Source organism: Pseudomonas sp. ITEM 17296, from assembly GCF_028895205.1.
Taxonomy (GTDB): Bacteria; Pseudomonadota; Gammaproteobacteria; order Pseudomonadales; family Pseudomonadaceae; genus Aquipseudomonas; species Aquipseudomonas kermanshahensis.
The window spans coordinates 84,874-101,164 of the sequence record NZ_WJRS01000012.1 but is presented as its reverse complement, the minus strand read 5'-3'; the positions used below and the strand labels follow the sequence as shown (position 1 = coordinate 101,164).

General features: G+C 63.2%; 14 protein-coding genes and 1 tRNA gene. 5 read left to right on the top strand and 10 right to left on the bottom strand.

What is annotated here, in order from left to right; genetic code table 11:
- Window positions 1-163: 163 nt before the first annotated feature.
- Window positions 164-238 (bottom strand) — tRNA-Gln (locus GIB19_RS15355).
- A 269-nt stretch (window positions 239-507) separates the two neighbouring features.
- Here GIB19_RS15355 and GIB19_RS15350 point away from each other — a divergent pair.
- The gene (locus tag GIB19_RS15350) at window positions 508-750 is read left to right on the top strand and encodes a hypothetical protein (protein ID WP_027593905.1); all 243 of its coding nucleotides are present in this window, start codon (window positions 508-510) and stop codon (window positions 748-750) included.
- 117 nt (window positions 751-867) lie between these two features.
- Window positions 868-1,953, top strand: coding sequence for a cell division protein ZapE (gene zapE / locus GIB19_RS15345; RefSeq protein WP_099430940.1), 1,086 nt, complete (start codon window positions 868-870; stop codon window positions 1,951-1,953).
- A gap of 114 nt (window positions 1,954-2,067) precedes the next feature.
- On the opposite strand, the gene GIB19_RS15340 is transcribed toward zapE, so the two are convergent.
- The gene (locus GIB19_RS15340; protein WP_274887088.1) at window positions 2,068-3,957 is read right to left on the bottom strand and encodes a propionyl-CoA synthetase; all 1,890 of its coding nucleotides are present in this window, start codon (window positions 3,955-3,957) and stop codon (window positions 2,068-2,070) included.
- Window positions 3,958-4,138: 181 nt separating this feature from the next.
- On the opposite strand from GIB19_RS15340, the gene GIB19_RS15335 reads away from it, so the two are divergent.
- Entirely contained in the window at window positions 4,139-5,005 is an 867-nt protein-coding gene (locus GIB19_RS15335) for a LysR family transcriptional regulator (protein WP_274887087.1), read from the top strand.
- On the opposite strand, the gene GIB19_RS15330 is transcribed toward GIB19_RS15335, so the two are convergent.
- The 5 genes from GIB19_RS15330 to GIB19_RS15310 all read right to left on the bottom strand — a co-directional run bounded on the left by GIB19_RS15330 (window position 4,979) and on the right by GIB19_RS15310 (window position 9,028).
- A complete protein-coding gene (locus tag GIB19_RS15330) occupies window positions 4,979-6,136 on the bottom strand; it encodes an HPP family protein (protein WP_099429915.1) in 1,158 nt (385 codons plus the stop codon). The genes GIB19_RS15335 and GIB19_RS15330 overlap by 27 nt on opposite strands.
- A gap of 284 nt (window positions 6,137-6,420) precedes the next feature.
- A complete protein-coding gene (locus GIB19_RS15325) occupies window positions 6,421-7,740 on the bottom strand; it encodes an ATP-binding protein (RefSeq protein WP_099429916.1) in 1,320 nt (439 codons plus the stop codon).
- Window positions 7,737-8,405: a response regulator transcription factor gene (locus tag GIB19_RS15320; RefSeq protein WP_027593911.1), complete on the bottom strand. Its 669-nt coding sequence runs from the start codon at window positions 8,403-8,405 to the stop codon at window positions 7,737-7,739. The genes GIB19_RS15325 and GIB19_RS15320 overlap by 4 nt, the downstream gene beginning before the upstream one ends.
- Window positions 8,406-8,720 carry a PepSY domain-containing protein gene (locus tag GIB19_RS15315; RefSeq protein WP_027593912.1) on the bottom strand — a complete coding sequence of 105 codons (315 nt, stop codon included), beginning with the start codon at window positions 8,718-8,720 and terminating at the stop codon, window positions 8,406-8,408.
- On the bottom strand, window positions 8,720-9,028 hold the full coding sequence (locus GIB19_RS15310; RefSeq protein WP_274887084.1) for a PepSY domain-containing protein: 309 nt from the start codon (window positions 9,026-9,028) through the stop codon (window positions 8,720-8,722). Before GIB19_RS15310 ends, GIB19_RS15315 begins: the two co-directional genes overlap by 1 nt.
- A gap of 134 nt (window positions 9,029-9,162) precedes the next feature.
- Between GIB19_RS15310 and queD the strand changes: the two genes are divergently transcribed.
- The gene (queD, locus tag GIB19_RS15305) at window positions 9,163-9,519 is read left to right on the top strand and encodes a 6-carboxytetrahydropterin synthase QueD (protein ID WP_033699061.1); all 357 of its coding nucleotides are present in this window, start codon (window positions 9,163-9,165) and stop codon (window positions 9,517-9,519) included.
- Window positions 9,520-9,639: 120 nt separating this feature from the next.
- Here queD and GIB19_RS15300 read toward each other — a convergent pair whose 3' ends face one another.
- Window positions 9,640-10,119, bottom strand: a complete 480-nt coding sequence (locus GIB19_RS15300; protein ID WP_177323889.1) for a DUF1289 domain-containing protein — start codon at window positions 10,117-10,119, stop codon at window positions 9,640-9,642.
- A 404-nt stretch (window positions 10,120-10,523) separates the two neighbouring features.
- On the opposite strand from GIB19_RS15300, the gene acnB reads away from it, so the two are divergent.
- Complete coding sequence (gene acnB, locus GIB19_RS15295; protein WP_099429920.1) at window positions 10,524-13,133, top strand: bifunctional aconitate hydratase 2/2-methylisocitrate dehydratase; 2,610 nt, start codon at window positions 10,524-10,526, stop codon at window positions 13,131-13,133.
- A gap of 208 nt (window positions 13,134-13,341) precedes the next feature.
- Here acnB and prpD read toward each other — a convergent pair whose 3' ends face one another.
- Together prpD and prpF are read right to left on the bottom strand one after the other, a co-directional pair.
- Window positions 13,342-14,826, bottom strand: a complete 1,485-nt coding sequence (prpD, locus tag GIB19_RS15290; protein WP_099429921.1) for a 2-methylcitrate dehydratase — start codon at window positions 14,824-14,826, stop codon at window positions 13,342-13,344.
- A gap of 140 nt (window positions 14,827-14,966) precedes the next feature.
- Window positions 14,967-16,157, bottom strand: coding sequence for a 2-methylaconitate cis-trans isomerase PrpF (prpF, locus tag GIB19_RS15285; protein ID WP_274887081.1), 1,191 nt, complete (start codon window positions 16,155-16,157; stop codon window positions 14,967-14,969).
- Between the last annotated feature and the right edge of the window lie 134 nt (window positions 16,158-16,291).

The window sequence follows — 16,291 nt, the reverse complement described above, 5'->3', positions numbered from 1 at the left end:
GCCGGCAGCCGCAGCGGACATTCCCTGACGGTCACTGGCCTCTTCGCAGCACAAGGCTGCTCCTACAGTTTGGCGGGCATGCCAGGACTAAAAACCGGAAACGACAAAACCCAGCGCTTATCTGGCTAAGCACCGGGAAGAAATATTGAGTTGAATCAGAAAATGGCAGGGGCGGCTGGATTCGAACCAACGCATGGCAGGATCAAAACCTGCTGCCTTACCGCTTGGCGACGCCCCTGTATCGAGATGCAGCAAACGCTGCTCTGACAATTCCAACTGAGTGACAACTGGGTTGTTGTCTTGGAATGCGCGGCACTTTAACAACATTCTTTCGGCCTGTGAACCCCCTGATGTAAAAAAAATGCTTTAAAACAGCAAGTTAGTCCCTTCCCTCTGCCAATACCCCATCCTGGCAACCATCCGTCGCTTTCCGCCTGCATGGCTTCAACACAATCGCATTTCGCCTTTCCAATCAGATAGGCGCATTCATTGACCAAGGAGGTATCCATGCCTGTCTCACACGACCTTTACCAAGACCTGCACTACCCGCGGGAAATCGTCCAGCAACGTCGCCAGCAAGACAAAGCCCTCGACCGCCTGCTGGACGAGTACATGGACATCGACAACCAGGTGCTGGCCGCCGAATCGATCTCGGCCGGCAACTTCGTCGACGAAGACCTGCGCCACCTCAAGGAGCGCCGGTTGACGGTGAAGTACATGATCGAGCGCCAGCTGGAGCGCAAAGCCTAAGCGGGCGCTCGACCTATCTCGTCAGGCGATCATTGCCCACTGCTTTCTCTATTGGTCAAAATGGCGACCGTCGCGCAAGCTGCGCCCTGCACCGCCATCGACCAAGGAGCTATCGAATTGCCTGCCTGGATCCCTACCCCGTTGCGTCAGCTCGGCCAGCGCCTGCGCGCCAACACTGCCCCTGAAAGCGAACTGCTGGCCTGGTTCGAAGACAAGGCGTGCAGCCGTGGCTACCAGCTCAGTGACGGCCAACGCCGGGTCATCCACAGCATGGCCGAGCAACTGGCGCAGCTGGAACACGGGCAACCGTGCAGCCTGTACCTGCACGGCTCGGTCGGCCGCGGCAAAAGCTGGCTGCTCGACGGGTTTTTCCAGGCTGTGCCGGTAGAGGCCAAACGACGCCTGCACTTCCATGATTTTTTTGCCCGCCTGCACCAGGGCATGCACCGCCACCGCGCGCTGGACGATGCACTGGGCGCTACCTTGGACGAGCTGATTGGCCAGTGCCGGGTGTTGTGCTTCGACGAGTTCCATGTGCATGACATCGGCGATGCCATGCTGCTCACTCGGCTGTTCACCGCGCTGTTCGAGCGTGGGGTTTTCCTGTTGGTAACGTCGAACTACGCACCTGAAGGCCTGCTGCCCAATCCGCTGTACCACGAACGCTTCCTGCCCGTGATCCGCCTGATCAACGGGCGCATGCGGGTGCTGGAAGTCGGTGGCGACACCGACTTTCGCAGCCTGCCGGCCAACCGCGAGCATCAGCGTTTTACCCAGGGGCACTATGTGTGGCCCGGCACTGCCGAGCAACGCCAGGCGGTGCAAGTACCGGACGCGCAGCCGGCCACATTGGACATCAATAAACGCAGCCTGCGCGTGCTGGCCAGTAACGACCGGCAGGTGATGTTCGCCTTCGACGACCTGTGCGAACAGCCTACCGCGGTGATCGATTACCTGGCACTGGCGGCGCAGTACGATGCGTGGGTCATCGATGGGCTGGACGACCTGTCGGAATGTTCGCTGGCAGCGCAGCAGCGGTTCGTCAACCTGGTGGATGTGCTGTATGACCAGGACAAGCAGGTGACAGTGATCGGGCGGCGGCCGCTGGACGAAAGCCTGGGCGGAGCGATTGCCGACCTGATGCGCACCCGCAGCCGCTTGGGGCAGTTGCATCAGGTGGGGCCTGAGTACTTTGTTGGCTGAACTGGCGCATTCGCGGGGCAAGCCCGCTCCCACCGGCATGTCACCGAACCTGAAAGCCGGGGGCTTCCTGTGGGAGCGGGCTTGCCCCGCGAATGGGCCATCAATACCACCGAATCAACCCGCCCGTGGCAGGTCTGCCAACACCGCCTCGATCTCCCCTAGCACCGCCGGATCATCCAAGGTCGACGGCGGCACATAGTCCTGCCCATCGGCAATCTTGCGCAGCACCGCCCGCAAAATTTTCCCCGACCGGGTCTTGGGCAGCCGCTTGACCAACCGCACCCGGTTGAAACACGCCAGCGCACCGATTTCTTCGCGCACACTGCCGACCAGGTCCACCAGCAACTGCGATTCGGCAATGCCCTCGCCATCTTTCAGCACCACCAGCGCCAACGGCACCTGACCCTTGATAGCGTCATGCACGCCGATCACCGCGCACTCGGCCACGGCCGGGTGACGCGCCACCAGGTCCTCCATTTCACCGGTGGACAGGCGATGCCCAGAGACGTTGATCACGTCGTCCGTGCGCCCCATGATGTAGACGAAGCCGTCATCGTCCAGGTAGCCGCCATCGCCCGTGTGGTAGTAGCCCGGGTAGGCGCGCAGGTACGCTTGCAGGTAGCGCTCGTGATCGCCCCACAGGGTCTGGCTGCAGCCGGGCGGCAACGGCAGCGCGATCACGATCGACCCCTGGTGGTTTGGCCCCAACACATGGCCGTCATCGTCCAGCACACGCACGTGGTAACCCGGCACTGCGCGGTTGCTCGACCCTGCGCGCGCCGCGCTGCCCTCCAGCCCAACGCAGGGCGCGGTGACCGGCCAGCCGGTCTCGGTTTGCCACCAATGGTCGTGCACAGGTTTGCCAGTGACCCGCTCCAGCCATTCGTGGGTGCTTGAATCGAGTTTTTCCCCCGCCAGGAACAACTGGCGCAGCGAGCTCAGGTCGTGCCCTTTGATCCGCTCACCGTCCGGGTCTTCCTTGCGGATGGCGCGCATGGCGGTCGGCGCACAGAACAACGCGTTGACCTTGTATTGCTCGACCACGCGCCAGTAGGCGGAGGCGTCCGGGGTGCGGATCGGCTTGCCTTCGTAGAACACCGTGGTGCAGCCGCTCATCAACGGCCCGTAGACGATCAACGAATGGCCCACCACCCAACCCACGTCAGAAATACCCCACCACACATCGCCCGCCTGCATGCCGTAGATGTGGCGCATGGCATAGCACAGCGCAACCGCGTTGCCGCCGTTTTCACGCACGATGCCCTTGGGCTTTCCGGTGGTGCCGGAGGTGTACATGATGTACAGCGGGTCACCGGCGTCCAGCTCGACAGGGGCCACCGGCTCGGCCGTTGCCAACGCCTGCTGCCAGTCCAGGTCGCGGCCCGGCTGCAATTGGGCGGTGGCCTGGGGGCGTTGCAGGACCAGCACGTTGCGCGGCTGGTGACGGGCCAACTGCAGGGCACGATCGACCAGCGGCTTGTATTCGATTACCCGGTCGAACTCCAGGCCACAGGACGCCGTCAGCAGCAACGTGGGGCGGGCATCATCGATGCGCAAGGCCAGCTCGTTGGCGGCAAAACCGCCGAATACCACCGAATGCACTGCACCAATCCGCGCGCACGCCAGCATGGCCATGGCCGCCTGCGGCACCATGGGCATGTAGATGATCACCCCATCGCCCTTGCCGACCCCCAACTGGCGCAGCAAACCGGCCAGGCGTGCCACCTCGTCGCGTAGCTGGTGGTAGGTATACGTCTGCTGAGTACCGGTCACCGGCGAGTCGTAGATCAGCGCCAACTGCTCGCCACGGCCTTGTTCGATCTGATGGTCGAGTGCCAGGTGGCAGCTGTTCAGGCGGCCGTCAGCAAACCAGCGGTGGGTGCGGTCTGGGTTTTCCTGCAGGGTCAGGGAAGGCTTGCGGTGCCAGGCCAGGTGCGCGGCTTGCTCGGCCCAGAAAGCGGCAGGGTCGGCGATGGAGTGGGCGTAGCTGTGCTGATAGCTCATGTCGAAGGGAACCCGGTACTTGTTGTTATTGAAGGGCGAAACTTGAGTATGGACCGCCACGCCGGGCGCGCCATGGGACTAAAGTCACAACCGACCTGCAAATTTGCAGACAACACGAATACGCCCCATAACGGTGCAAAGCCTCTAGAATAGGCCGCCCCTTTTAGCCACCGAGCAGCCCATGGACATCGATCAGGCCCGTACCTTTCTGGAAATCGTGCGCTGCGGCAGCCTGGTCGCCGCCGCCGAACGCCTGTTCGTGTCACAAACGGCGATCACGGCGCGGGTTCAGCGCCTTGAGCAGCAACTGGGCTGCCAGTTGTTCGTGCGCAGCCGCAACGGCGCCAGCCTGACCAGCGATGGTGAGGCCTTCGTCAGCTATGCCAACCAGCTGGTGCAGACCTGGGAGGCGGCGCGCCGTGACCTGCCGCTGCCCGAAGGTTGCCAGCAAGTGCTGCATGTGGGCGGCGAAGTGAGCCTGGGTAACCCGATGATGCTCGATTGGGTCAGTGCGCTGCACCGCGAACTGCCCAGCCATGCCATCCGCAGCGAAGTGAGCGACGGCGAATCGCTGCTGCGCAAGGTCGAAATGGGCCTGCTGGACGCCGCGCTGGTCTATCAGCCGACTTACGGGCCAGGCCTGCAAGTCGAGCAATTGATGGAAGAGAAGCTGATCCGCGTGCGCCGGGTCGATCAGCCTGACCCGTACATTTACATCGACTGGGGCGAGGCGTTCCGCCGCCAGCACGATGCCGCCCTGCCCGACTGCGCGCGCCCGGCACTGAGTTTCAACCTCGGGCCGCTGGCCCTGCAGTTCATCCTAGACCAGGGCGGCAGTGGCTACTTCCGTACCCGCGTGGTGCAGGCTTACCTGGACAGCGGCGTGTTCGAGCGCGTGCCGCAGGCGCCAGAGTTCACCTACCCGACGTATCTGGTGTACCCGCGCAAGCGCGACAGCGAAGCGCTGCAACAGGCCTTCGCGATACTCCGCCAGCTGGTGGCTGCCGGCGCCAGCGATTGGTCACAGCGCTGGGACCCGGTTATCTGAGGCACTGCCGGCGGCGCTCAGCAATTGCCGCTTGAGGCCGGCGATCAGGTCAGTCTGGGTAACCACCCCGACCAGCTGGCCATTGTCGAGCACCGGCAGGCAGTGCAGCCCTTGCTCGCACAGCAAAGGCAGCAGGCGTTCCAGCGGGTGCTGGCTGCTGACGCTGACCACCCGCCGGCTCATCACCTGCTCCATGCGCACTGCCTTGCGCCCGAACAGGCCACGCCAGCGGAACCGCCCGCGTTGCATGGCCGGCCCTACCAGGTCACTTAAGCTGACGATGCCGACCAGCTTGCCGTGCTGCAGCACCGGCAGGGTTTTCAGGTGGTGGCTGGCCAGCAGCTTCCACGCCTGCTCCAGGGTGGTGTCCGGTGACGCGAACTGCACATCGCGCGACATCACGGAGGCTGCAGTGATACCGCCCAGGCTGCGCTGCAAGGCATGCTGTTCAGTGGCGAGGATGATGCGCTCCAGTTCGTCCCGGGTGACGTCGACGAACTCGCCCAGCTCTTCAAGGGCCTGGTCCAGGTCGGCGCCGCTGACCCCGACACGCTCGCTGGGCAGCGGGTCGTGGGTGTGATGCAGCTCTTTGCGTGGGGCCGTGCCTTTGGGGTAACGCACGCCAGTCAGGCGGTTGTAGACCACCGCCACTGCCACCAAAATCAGCGCATTGAGCAGCACCGGCTCCAGCAGGTGATCCCCCAAGCCGGCCAGGCCGGGGTCGGCCAGCACCGCACTGACCGCCACACCGCCGCCCGGCGGGTGCAGGCAGCGCAACAGGCACATCACCAGTACCGAGAGTGCCAGGGCAGCAGCCGCCACCCAAAGCTCGGGCCCGAAACCCTGGCGCATGGCCAGGCCGACGGCGCCCGCCAGGGCGTAACTGCCCAGCACGGGCCAGGGCTGGGCCAAAGGCCCGGAATGCACGGCAAATACCAACACTGCCGAGGCGGCCAAAGGGCCCAGAAGGTGCAAAGCGATGCCAGGGCCATAGGCCATGCTGGTCAGCCAGCCGGCCAGGAACAGGCCAAGCAAGGCGCCGATACCAGCGCGCAGCCATTCTTTGGGGGGGATATTCAGGGGTGCGGGCAACAGCCGCTGCAGACGACTTTCGGAACGCGAAGCAGGCATGTGAATAATCGAAATCGTAGTTTTTCTGGTTAAAAAGAAAGCCCAGCCGCGCTGGCCTGGGCCCTGTATTGCCAGAGCAATAGCGCAAGGGGCTCCGTCCGTGGAGAGATGGAAACTGGGAAGTTTCGTGCGGGGATTGTGCCGGGTGGGATTGGCAAGGGCCAATTCAAAAAAATGCGCCTGTACTGCAATTTTTTTGCAGTGGTGATCTGCTCACAGGCCCGCTGCGACAGTTCTGTGGGCGCGGCCTTGCGTCGCGAAAGGGGCGCGAAGCGGCCCCGGCATTATCTAGCCCTGCGCGGCAAGTCGATGCTGACCCGCAACCCGCCCAACGGGCTCTGAAGCAACGCCAGTTGCCCGCCCCAGGCCTCGACGATATCGCGCACGATGCCCAGCCCAAGGCCATGCCCATCGACCTGCTCATCCAGCCGCGAGCCCCGCTCCAGCACCTGCAGGCGCTGGCTTTCTGGAATACCTGGGCCATCATCGTCGACCCACAGCCGGTAACCGCCGTCGCTCGGTGCAATGCCCAGGCGTACTTCGCAGTCTGCCCATTTGCAAGCGTTGTCCAGCAGGTTGCCCAACAACTCCAGAACGTCCTCGCGGTCCCACGGCAACAGCAGACCCGGCGGTACGTCCCGCTCAAGCAACAGGCCTTCGCCGTGGATCATGCCCAAGGTGCCCAACAGCCCCGGCAATTCGGCATCGCAGTCGAACTGGGCACCGGGCAAGGCGTCGCCCGCCAGGCGAGCGCGGTTGAGTTCGCGGGCCAGGCGCTGCTGAATGTGCTCAAGCTGCGCGCGCATTTGCTCGCGCACGTCCGGCAGGCCCTCCAAACGCGCGCTGGACGCCAGGCTCAGCAAGACCGCCAACGGCGTCTTCAGCGCATGGCCAAGGTTGCCCAGTGCATTGCGCGAGCGCCGCAAGCTGTCTTCGGTGTGGCTCAGCAAGTGGTTGATCTGCCCCACCAGCGGCGCCAGCTCCACAGGCACTTCGGCATCCAGTTGCGAGCGCTGCCCTTGCTGCAACTGGGCGATCTGCTGGCGGGCACGCTCCAGCGGGCGCAATGAGCGCTTAACCGTGACGCGCTGGAGCACCAGCACCAGTATCAACGCCACCAGCCCCATGCCCAGGCCGATCTGCTGCATGCGCCGGAAGCCTTCACGCACCGGTGAGTAATCCTGCGCCACGCTGATCGAGATGTCCTGGCCTAGGCGGCGATAGTCAGCACGCAGCGCCAGCAATTGCTGCCCCTCTGGGCCCAGCTCGTGGCTATCGGAAAGCCCAGGAGCGGCGGGCTTGGGCATGTCCAGGTCCCACAGCGAACGCGAGCGCCAGGTGCCTTGGTCAAAATCGATGCGAAAGTAATACCCGGAAAACGGCCGCTGATAGGCCGCAGAAATGCGCCGCTCATCCAACTGCAAACCTGCAGGCCCCCGCACCAGGGCCACCAGCAGGTTCTCGCTTTCCTTGCGCAAGCCGTTTTCCAGGTAGCGCTGCAGGCCCGCCTCGAACAGCCACAGGGTGAGTTGCGCCAGCACCACACCCACCACCACCAGCACGGCCACCAGACCCAGGCTCAGCCGCGCCTGAATCGACTTCACGCGACGCTCCCGGCGTAGATATAGCCTTGCCCGCGGCGCGTCTCGATCACACTGCGGCCCAACTTGCGGCGCAGGTGGTTGACGTGCACTTCAAGGACATTGGAATCGCGCTCCGTCTCGCCGTCGTAAAGGTGCTCGGCCAGGTGGCTCTTGGACAGGATCTGCTGCGGGTGCAGCATGAAATAACGCAGCAGCCGAAACTCGGCAGCGGTCAGCTGGATATCGACACCGTCACGGCTCACGCACTGCCGGCTTTCATCCAGGTGCAGGCCGGCGGCTTCCAAGGTGGGCTGGTTGGCCAGGCCACGCGCACGGCGCAGTAACGCCTGGATGCGCAACTGCAACTCTTCGGGGTGGAAGGGTTTGCTCAGGTAGTCGTCGGCACCGGCCTTGAGGCCTTCGATGCGCTCGGCCCAGGAGCCGCGGGCGGTCAGCACCAGCACTGGCGTGGCCAGGCCAGCGGCACGCCACTGGGCGAGCACGTCGAGCCCCGGCAAGCCTGGCAAGCCGAGGTCCAGGATAATCAGGTCGTAGGGTTCGCTCTGGCCCTGGTACACCGCATCGCGGCCATCGGCCAGCCAGTCCACGGCGTAGCCCTGGCGCTGCAGGCCGGCGATCAGTTCATCGGCCAGCGGGACATTGTCCTCGACAAGCAACAGGCGCATTCAGTCGTCTTCCTCGTCTTTGAGCAGGGCACCGGTACTGGCGTCTAGCTTGATTTCGCGGACCACACCTTCGGCAGTCAGCAACTCGACTTCGTATTCGTAGCGATCGTCGTCTTCTTCCAGCTCGGCCTCCAACAAACGCGCCCCGGGGTGACGCCCCAGGGCGGTTTCCAGCAGTTGCTCGAGCGGCAGGATGACGCCCTTCTGACGCAACGCCAGGGCCTCGTCCTGATCCAGGTCACGGGCAGCCGCCAGGGAGCAGACAGCCAGCAGCGAAAGCGCGAGGTATCGCGCTGGCCGCGGTAAGTGGATCATCAGTTGTCTCGTGCGTCCTTGAGTACTTCACCGGTCTTGGCATCCAGGTCGACGTCCCACTCGACGTTCTGTGCGTCGCGCAGCTCGACCTTGTAGATGTAGCGGCCGTATTCGTCTTCAAGTTCCGAGTCTTTGACCGTGGCGCCTGGGTGCTTGGCCATGGCGGTGGCTTTCAGCTCATCCAGCGACTTGATGGTCTTGGCGTTGACCAGTTTGACCACTTCGTCAGGCTGAACGTCCTTGGCGAAAGCGGCATTGGCGCCCAGGGCAAGGGCGGCGGCGGTGAACAGGGCAGTCAAGGTTTTCATCGTGTCTTCTCTCCTGAGAGATGTTCAAGTTGTCTACGGGGTTAAGATTACCCAGCGGTCCTTAATTCAACCTGAAAACAGCTGGCGCCATGATAAACTGCGCGCATTCTTGATTCATACAGAGTTCTGACAGCGTGGAAATCTTTAAGGAATTTACATTCGAATCGGCCCACCGCCTGCCGCACGTCCCTGCCGGGCACAAGTGTGGTCGCCTGCACGGTCACTCGTTCAAGGTCGGCCTGCACCTGACCGGCCCGCTTGACCCGCACACAGGGTGGATTCGTGATTTTTCCGAGATCAAGGCGATCTTCAAGCCGATCTACGAACAGCTGGACCACAACTACCTGAATGACATTCCAGGCCTTGAAAACCCCACCAGCGAAGTGATCGCCAAGTGGATCTGGGAGCAGGTCAAGCCGTTGCTGCCAGAGCTGTCGAAGGTGCGCATTCACGAGACCTGCACCAGCGGGTGCGAATATACCGGCGACTGAGCCGAGAAGTTTTCCGGCCTCTTCGCGGGGCAAGCCCGCTCCCACACGTGCCCCGCAAATTCTGAATAGTGTGGGGCACTTGTGGGAGCGGGCTTGCCCCGCGAAGAGGCCAGTGAAATTTCAGCCCTGCCCATTCTCCAGGGCATCGCGCAAGAAGCTCGGGGCGATATAGCGCTGGTAATGCGCCTCGGACAGCAGAAAGAACTCGCGGTCGATGGCGTCGCGCAACTGCGGCAGTTCCCAGCCTCGAAACTCCGGCAGCAATACCATGCCGTAAGCCTCCAGATCACGGATCATCCGGGCCCCACGGGCGATCAACTGGTAGGCCCAGCAATATTCCGACTGTTGGTCCACAAAGCGGATGGAGCGCTGCTCCAGCTGCAGGCGCAGCAGGCTTTTGTCGAAGACTTCCAGCTTGGCCATCATCACCTGCACCAGCAACTGCTCCAGACGCAGCCACACGGCGCGCTTCTGCGCGTCGTCGTAGCCGTTCCAGTTGATCACTTCGTGGTGAAAACGCTTGCAGCCACGGCATACCGTGTCTCCGTACACCGTGGAGCACAGGCCGACGCAAGGGGTCTTGATGGACTTGTTGGACATGAAAAACAACGGCTTGGCGGTGGAACACGGGCCCATGTTAGCCCTTTGTCTAACCAGGGTCACTCGTTAAAGTCATCTTCGCCGCCTTACCTTCAGGCTTTTTTTGCCGTAGAATCATCCGGCCTTTTCAAGGCAACAATGTCCGTTGGAAGCTGTTTTCAAAGCGTCACGAGCACAGTTAATCCGGTAGAACGGCGTTGGCCCGGGCCATGCACCCTCGCATGCCCGTGCCAGCCCTCATCAGCTCCCCGTTCTGCAGGCGTAAAACTTTGAAAGCAGCTTCTGTAAGGATTCTCTGCGACCCTGGCTGGGCGGCCCAAGAAGCCGTCATTGCGCATGGGTGCAGGGAATGCTGGATGAGCGTCCCGGACTCCCTTTAGGGACCACTGATGAGGGTAATAACTGTGCTTGAAGCCTACCGCAAACACATCGAAGAGCGTGCCGCCCTGGGTATCGTGCCCCAGCCGCTGAACGCCGAACAAACTGCAGGCCTGGTCGAGCTGCTGAAAAACCCGCCGGCCGGCGAAGAAGCCTTCCTCGTAGACCTGATCACCAACCGTGTACCGCCAGGGGTCGACGAAGCTGCCTATGTCAAGGCTGCCTTCCTGTCCGCCGTGGCCAAGGGCGAAACCAAATCCCCGCTGATCGACCGCAAGCTCGCCACTGAGCTGCTGGGCACCATGCAGGGCGGCTACAACATCGAAACGCTGGTCGCGCTGCTGGATGACGCCGAACTGGGCGCCGTCGCGGCCGAAAAGCTCAAGCACACCCTGCTGATGTTCGATGCCTTCCACGACGTAGCCGAAAAAGCCAAGGCGGGCAACGTCCACGCCAAGGCCGTGCTCGAGTCCTGGGCTGCCGGCGAGTGGTTCACCTCGCGTCCGGCCATCGCCGACAAGTACACCCTGACCGTGTTCAAGGTGCCTGGCGAAACCAACACCGACGACCTGTCCCCTGCCCCGGACGCCTGGTCGCGCCCTGACATCCCGCTGCACGCCCTGGCCATGCTGAAAATGGCCCGTGACGGCATCGAGCCACAGCAGCCAGGTTCGGTCGGCCCTCTGGCCCAGATCGAAGCGGTCAAGGCCAAAGGCTTCCCAGTTGCCTACGTGGGTGACGTGGTCGGTACCGGTTCGTCGCGTAAATCCGCCACCAACTCGGTGCTGTGGTTCTTCGGTGACGACATTCCGTACGTGCCGAACAAGCGCGCCGGTGGCTTCTGCTTCGGCACCAAGATCGCCCCGATCTTCTACAACACCATGGAAGACGCCGGCGCCCTGCCAATCGAGTTCGACTGCACCAACCTGGCCATGGGCGACGTCATCGACGTCTACCCGTTCAAAGGTGAAGTGCGCCGTCACGGCAGCGACGAACTGGTCACCAACTTCGAGCTGAAAACCGAAGTGCTGCTGGACGAAGTCCGCGCAGGTGGTCGTATCCCGCTGATCGTTGGCCGTGGCCTGACCGATAAAGCCCGCGCCGAGCTGGGCCTGGGCCCTGTCGACCTGTTCAAGAAACCGGAGCAGCCTGCCGCTTCGACCAAGGGCTTCACCCTGGCACAGAAGATGGTCGGCCGTGCGTGCGGCCTGCCAGAAGGCCAGGGCGTGCGCCCAGGTGCCTACTGCGAGCCGAAGATGACCACCGTCGGTTCCCAGGACACCACTGGCCCGATGACCCGCGACGAGCTGAAAGACCTGGCGTGCCTGGGCTTCTCCGCTGACCTGGTCATGCAGTCGTTCTGCCACACTGCGGCCTATCCGAAGCCGATCGACGTCACCACCCACCACACCCTGCCAGACTTCATCCGCACCCGTGGCGGCGTGTCGCTGCGCCCAGGCGACGGCATCATCCACAGCTGGCTGAACCGCATGCTGATGCCTGACACCGTCGGCACCGGTGGCGACTCGCACACCCGCTTCCCGATCGGCATCTCGTTCCCGGCCGGTTCCGGCCTGGTGGCCTTCGCTGCCGCCACCGGCGTCATGCCGCTGGACATGCCAGAGTCGATCCTGGTGCGTTTCAAGGGCAAGCTGCAACCTGGCATCACCCTGCGTGACCTGGTTCACGCCATCCCTTACTACGCCATCCAGAAGGGCCTGCTGACCGTCGAGAAGAAGGGCAAGAAAAACGCCTTCTCCGGCCGCATCCTGGAAATCGAAGGCCTGGACGAACTGACCGTCGAGCAAGCGTTCGAACTGTCCGACGCCTCGGCTGAACGTTCGGCTGCCGGTTGCACCATCAAGCTGCCAGAAAAGGCCATCGCCGAGTACCTGACTTCCAACATCACCCTGCTGCGCTGGATGATCGGCGAAGGCTACGGCGATGCCCGCACCCTGGAGCGTCGCGCCCAGGCCATGGAAGCCTGGCTGGCCAAGCCTGAGCTGCTGTCGGCCGACGCCGATGCCGAATACGCCGAAATCATCGAAATCGACCTGGCCGACGTCAAAGAGCCTGTGCTCTGCGCGCCGAACGACCCGGACGATGCCCGCCTGCTGTCTTCGGTACAGGGCGAGAAGATCGACGAAGTGTTCATCGGTTCGTGCATGACCAACATCGGTCACTTCCGCGCTGCCGGCAAGCTGCTGGAGAAGGTCAAGGGTGGCATTCCGACCCGTCTGTGGCTGGCTCCGCCAACCAAGATGGACGCTCACCAGCTGACCGAAGAAGGCTACTACGGCATCTACGGCAAGGCCGGTGCGCGCATGGAAATGCCAGGCTGCTCGCTGTGCATGGGTAACCAGGCACGTGTGCAGACCGGTTCGACCGTGGTCTCCACCTCGACCCGTAACTTCCCGAACCGTCTGGGCGACGCCACCAACGTGTACCTGGCATCGGCCGAGCTGGCTGCTGTCGCTTCGATCATCGGCAAACTGCCGACTGTCGAAGAGTACATGCAGTACGCGCAGGACATCGACAGCATGGCTGCCGACGTCTACCGCTACCTGAGCTTCGACCAGATCGCCGAGTTCCGCGAGGCTGCGGCCAACGCCAAGATCCCGGTTGTTCAGGCGTAATCAGCAGTAAGCTGTAAGAAAAAACCCCGGCAGAAATGCCGGGGTTTTTTATTGCCCTCTCGGGCCTCTTCGCGGGGCAAGCCCGCTCCCACGGGTTTGGACTGTCCCCAAGAAGTTGGACACCCATCCAACTTTCTGGGGGCAGTCAAGGCTTGCTCGGCCCCTGTGGGAGCGGGCTTGCCCCGCGAAGAGGAGCGCACTGGCAACCTCACATCACGAACAGATCCACAAACCTGTGCACCGCCGTCGCCTCCAGCTTTTGCTGATCCTCGCACAGCTCGAAAATCGCCTCACACCGTTGCCGCGCAAACCGCGTCGCCAGGTTCTCCCTGAACTTCGCCTCCAGCAAGGGTATGCCCTCCCCGCGCCGACGCCTGTGACCGACCGGGTACTCCACCACCACCTGCTCGGTGCTGCTGCCATCCTTGAAAAACACCTGCAAGCCGTTGGCGATCGAGCGCTTGTCAGCCTCCAGGTATTCACGGGTGAAGCGAGGGTCCTCGACCACCTCCATCTTGTCGCGCAAGCGGTCGATACTCGGGTGGGCAGCGTGGAAGACATCCTCGTAATGCTCGGCCACCAGATGGCCAAAAATCAGCGGCACCGCCACCATGTACTGCAGGCAGTGATCACGGTCAGCGGCATTGGCCAGTGGGCCGACCTTGGAAATGATGCGAATTGCCGACTCCTGCGTGGTAATGACAATACGGTCCACTTCATGCAGGCGATTGCGCACCTGCGGGTGCAGCAGCACGGCGGCTTCACAGGCCGTCTGGGCGTGGAACTCGGCCGGGAAACTGACTTTGAACAGCACGTTCTCCATCACATAGCTGGCCAAGGGCTGCGGCAGGCGCAACTCCTGCTGGGCAGAGGGTTTGAGCGCCAGGTCCTTGTTGGTATGACTGAATGACACATCATAGAAGCCCCATTGCGGCGCCGTGAGCACGCCAGGCACACCCATCTCGCCACGCAGCGCGATATCGGCCAGGCGCACACCTCGGCTGGACGCATCGCCAGCAGCCCAGGACTTGCGCGAGCCTGCGTTGGGTGCATGGCGGTAGGTGCGCAGCGCCTGGCCATCGGCAAAGGCATGCGACAACGCCGACAGCAGTTGCTCGCGGCTGGCCCCCATCAGCTTGGCGCACACGGCCGTGGAGGCCACCTTGACCAGGATCACGTGGTCCAGGCCCACGCGATTGAACGAATTCTCCAGCGCCAACACGCCTTGGATCTCGTGCGCCATGACCATGGCTTCGAGCACTTCGCGCATCAGCAGTGGGCGTTCACCCTTTGCTACGTGTTTTTGCGACAGGTGATCGGCCACGGCCAGAATGCCGCCGAGGTTGTCTGAAGGGTGCGCCCACTCGGCGGCCAGCCAGGTGTCGTTGTAGTCCAGCCAGCGCACGATGCAGCCGATGTCCCAGGCGGCTTTGACCGGATCGAGGCGGTAGGCGGTGCCGGGCACGCGGGCGCCATTCGGCACCACCGTGCCTTCCACCAACGGGCCGAGGTGTTTGGTGCACTCGGGGAAGCGCAGGGCCAGCAGGCCGCAGCCCAGGGTGTCCATCAGGCAGTTGCGCGCGGTGTCCAGCGCCTCTGGGGATTCGACCCGGTAGGTGAGGACGTAGTCGGCGAGGGTTTGCAGCACCCGGTCGTAGTCCGGGCGCTGGTTAAGGTCCACGTTGGCGCTCATTTGCAGCTCCTGTGATTGTGGGGCTGCCTGGCAGCCCATCGCCGGCAAGCCAACTCCCACAGGTTCGGTGTGGGAGCCGGCTTGCCGGCGATGGGCCGCGAAGCGGCCCCAGTCATCGAACGCCGAGCGCCAGTGGTGCGTCAGAAGCTATCGCCAGGCACCCTCACCCAGCCTTCCATCAGCACGCGAGCACTGCGGCTCATGATTGCCTTGGTCACCGTCCATTCGCCCTTCACCTGACGCGCTTCGGCGCCAACCCGCAGGGTACCGGAAGGGTGACCGAACCGTACGGCACTGCGCTCGCGCCCGCCGGCGGCGAGGTTGACCAGCGTGCCTGGGATGGCGGCAGCGGTACCGATGGCGACCGCGGCAGTGCCCATCATCGCGTGGTGCAGCTTGCCCATGGACAACGCACGCACCAGCAGGTCGATGTCAGCCGCCGCTACCACCTTGCCACTGGACGCAGTGTAGGTGCTCGGTGGCGCGACGAAGGCCACTTTCGGCGTGTGCTGACGCCCGGCCGCCTGGTCGACATGCTCGATCAGGCCCATGCGCACGGCGCCGTAGGCACGGATCGTCTCGAAACGCAGCAGCGCTTGCGGGTCACCGTTGATCGCGTCCTGCAGCTCGGCGCCGGTGTAGCCGATATCGCTGGCATTGACGAAGATGGTCGGGATACCCGCATTGATCAGGGTTGCCCTGAACGTGCCAACCCCTGGCACTTCCAGGTCATCTACCAGGTTGCCGGTAGGGAACATCGACCCACCTGCGCCCTCTTCGTCGGCAGCTGGGTCCAGGAATTCCAGCTGAACCTCGGCCGCCGGGAAGGTCACGCCGTCGAGTTCGAAATCACCGGTTTCCTGCACTTCACCTTCGGTGATCGGTACGTGGGCGATGATGGTCTTGCCGATGTTGGCTTGCCAGATACGTACGGTGGCGATGCCGTTACGCGGCACCCGCGCCGGGTCGACCAGGCCGCTGCTGATGGCGAAGGAACCGACCGCGGCAGACAGGTTGCCGCAGTTACCGCTCCAGTCGACGAAGGCCTTGTCGATGCTGACCTGGCCAAACAGATAGTCGACGTCGTGTTCGGGCTTGATGCTGCGCGAGAGGATCACCGTTTTACTGGTGCTCGAGGTCGCGCCGCCCATGCCATCGATCTGCTTGCCGTAGGGGTCGGGGCTGCCGATCACCCGCAACAGCAGCGCATCGCGGGCTGGGCCTGGGATCTGCGCCGGCTCGGGGAGGTCGTCCATGCGGAAGAATACGCCTTTGCTGGTACCGCCACGGATGTAGGTGGCGGGGATCTTGATTTGTGGTGCGTGTGCCATTGCTTAAGTGTCCTGTTTGAATATGCAATAACCCTAGGGCCGCTACGCGACCCATTCGCGGGGCTAGCCCGCTCCCACAGGTACAGTGCAAACCGGCAGCGCCACACCTACCCTGTGGGAGCGGGCTTGCCCCG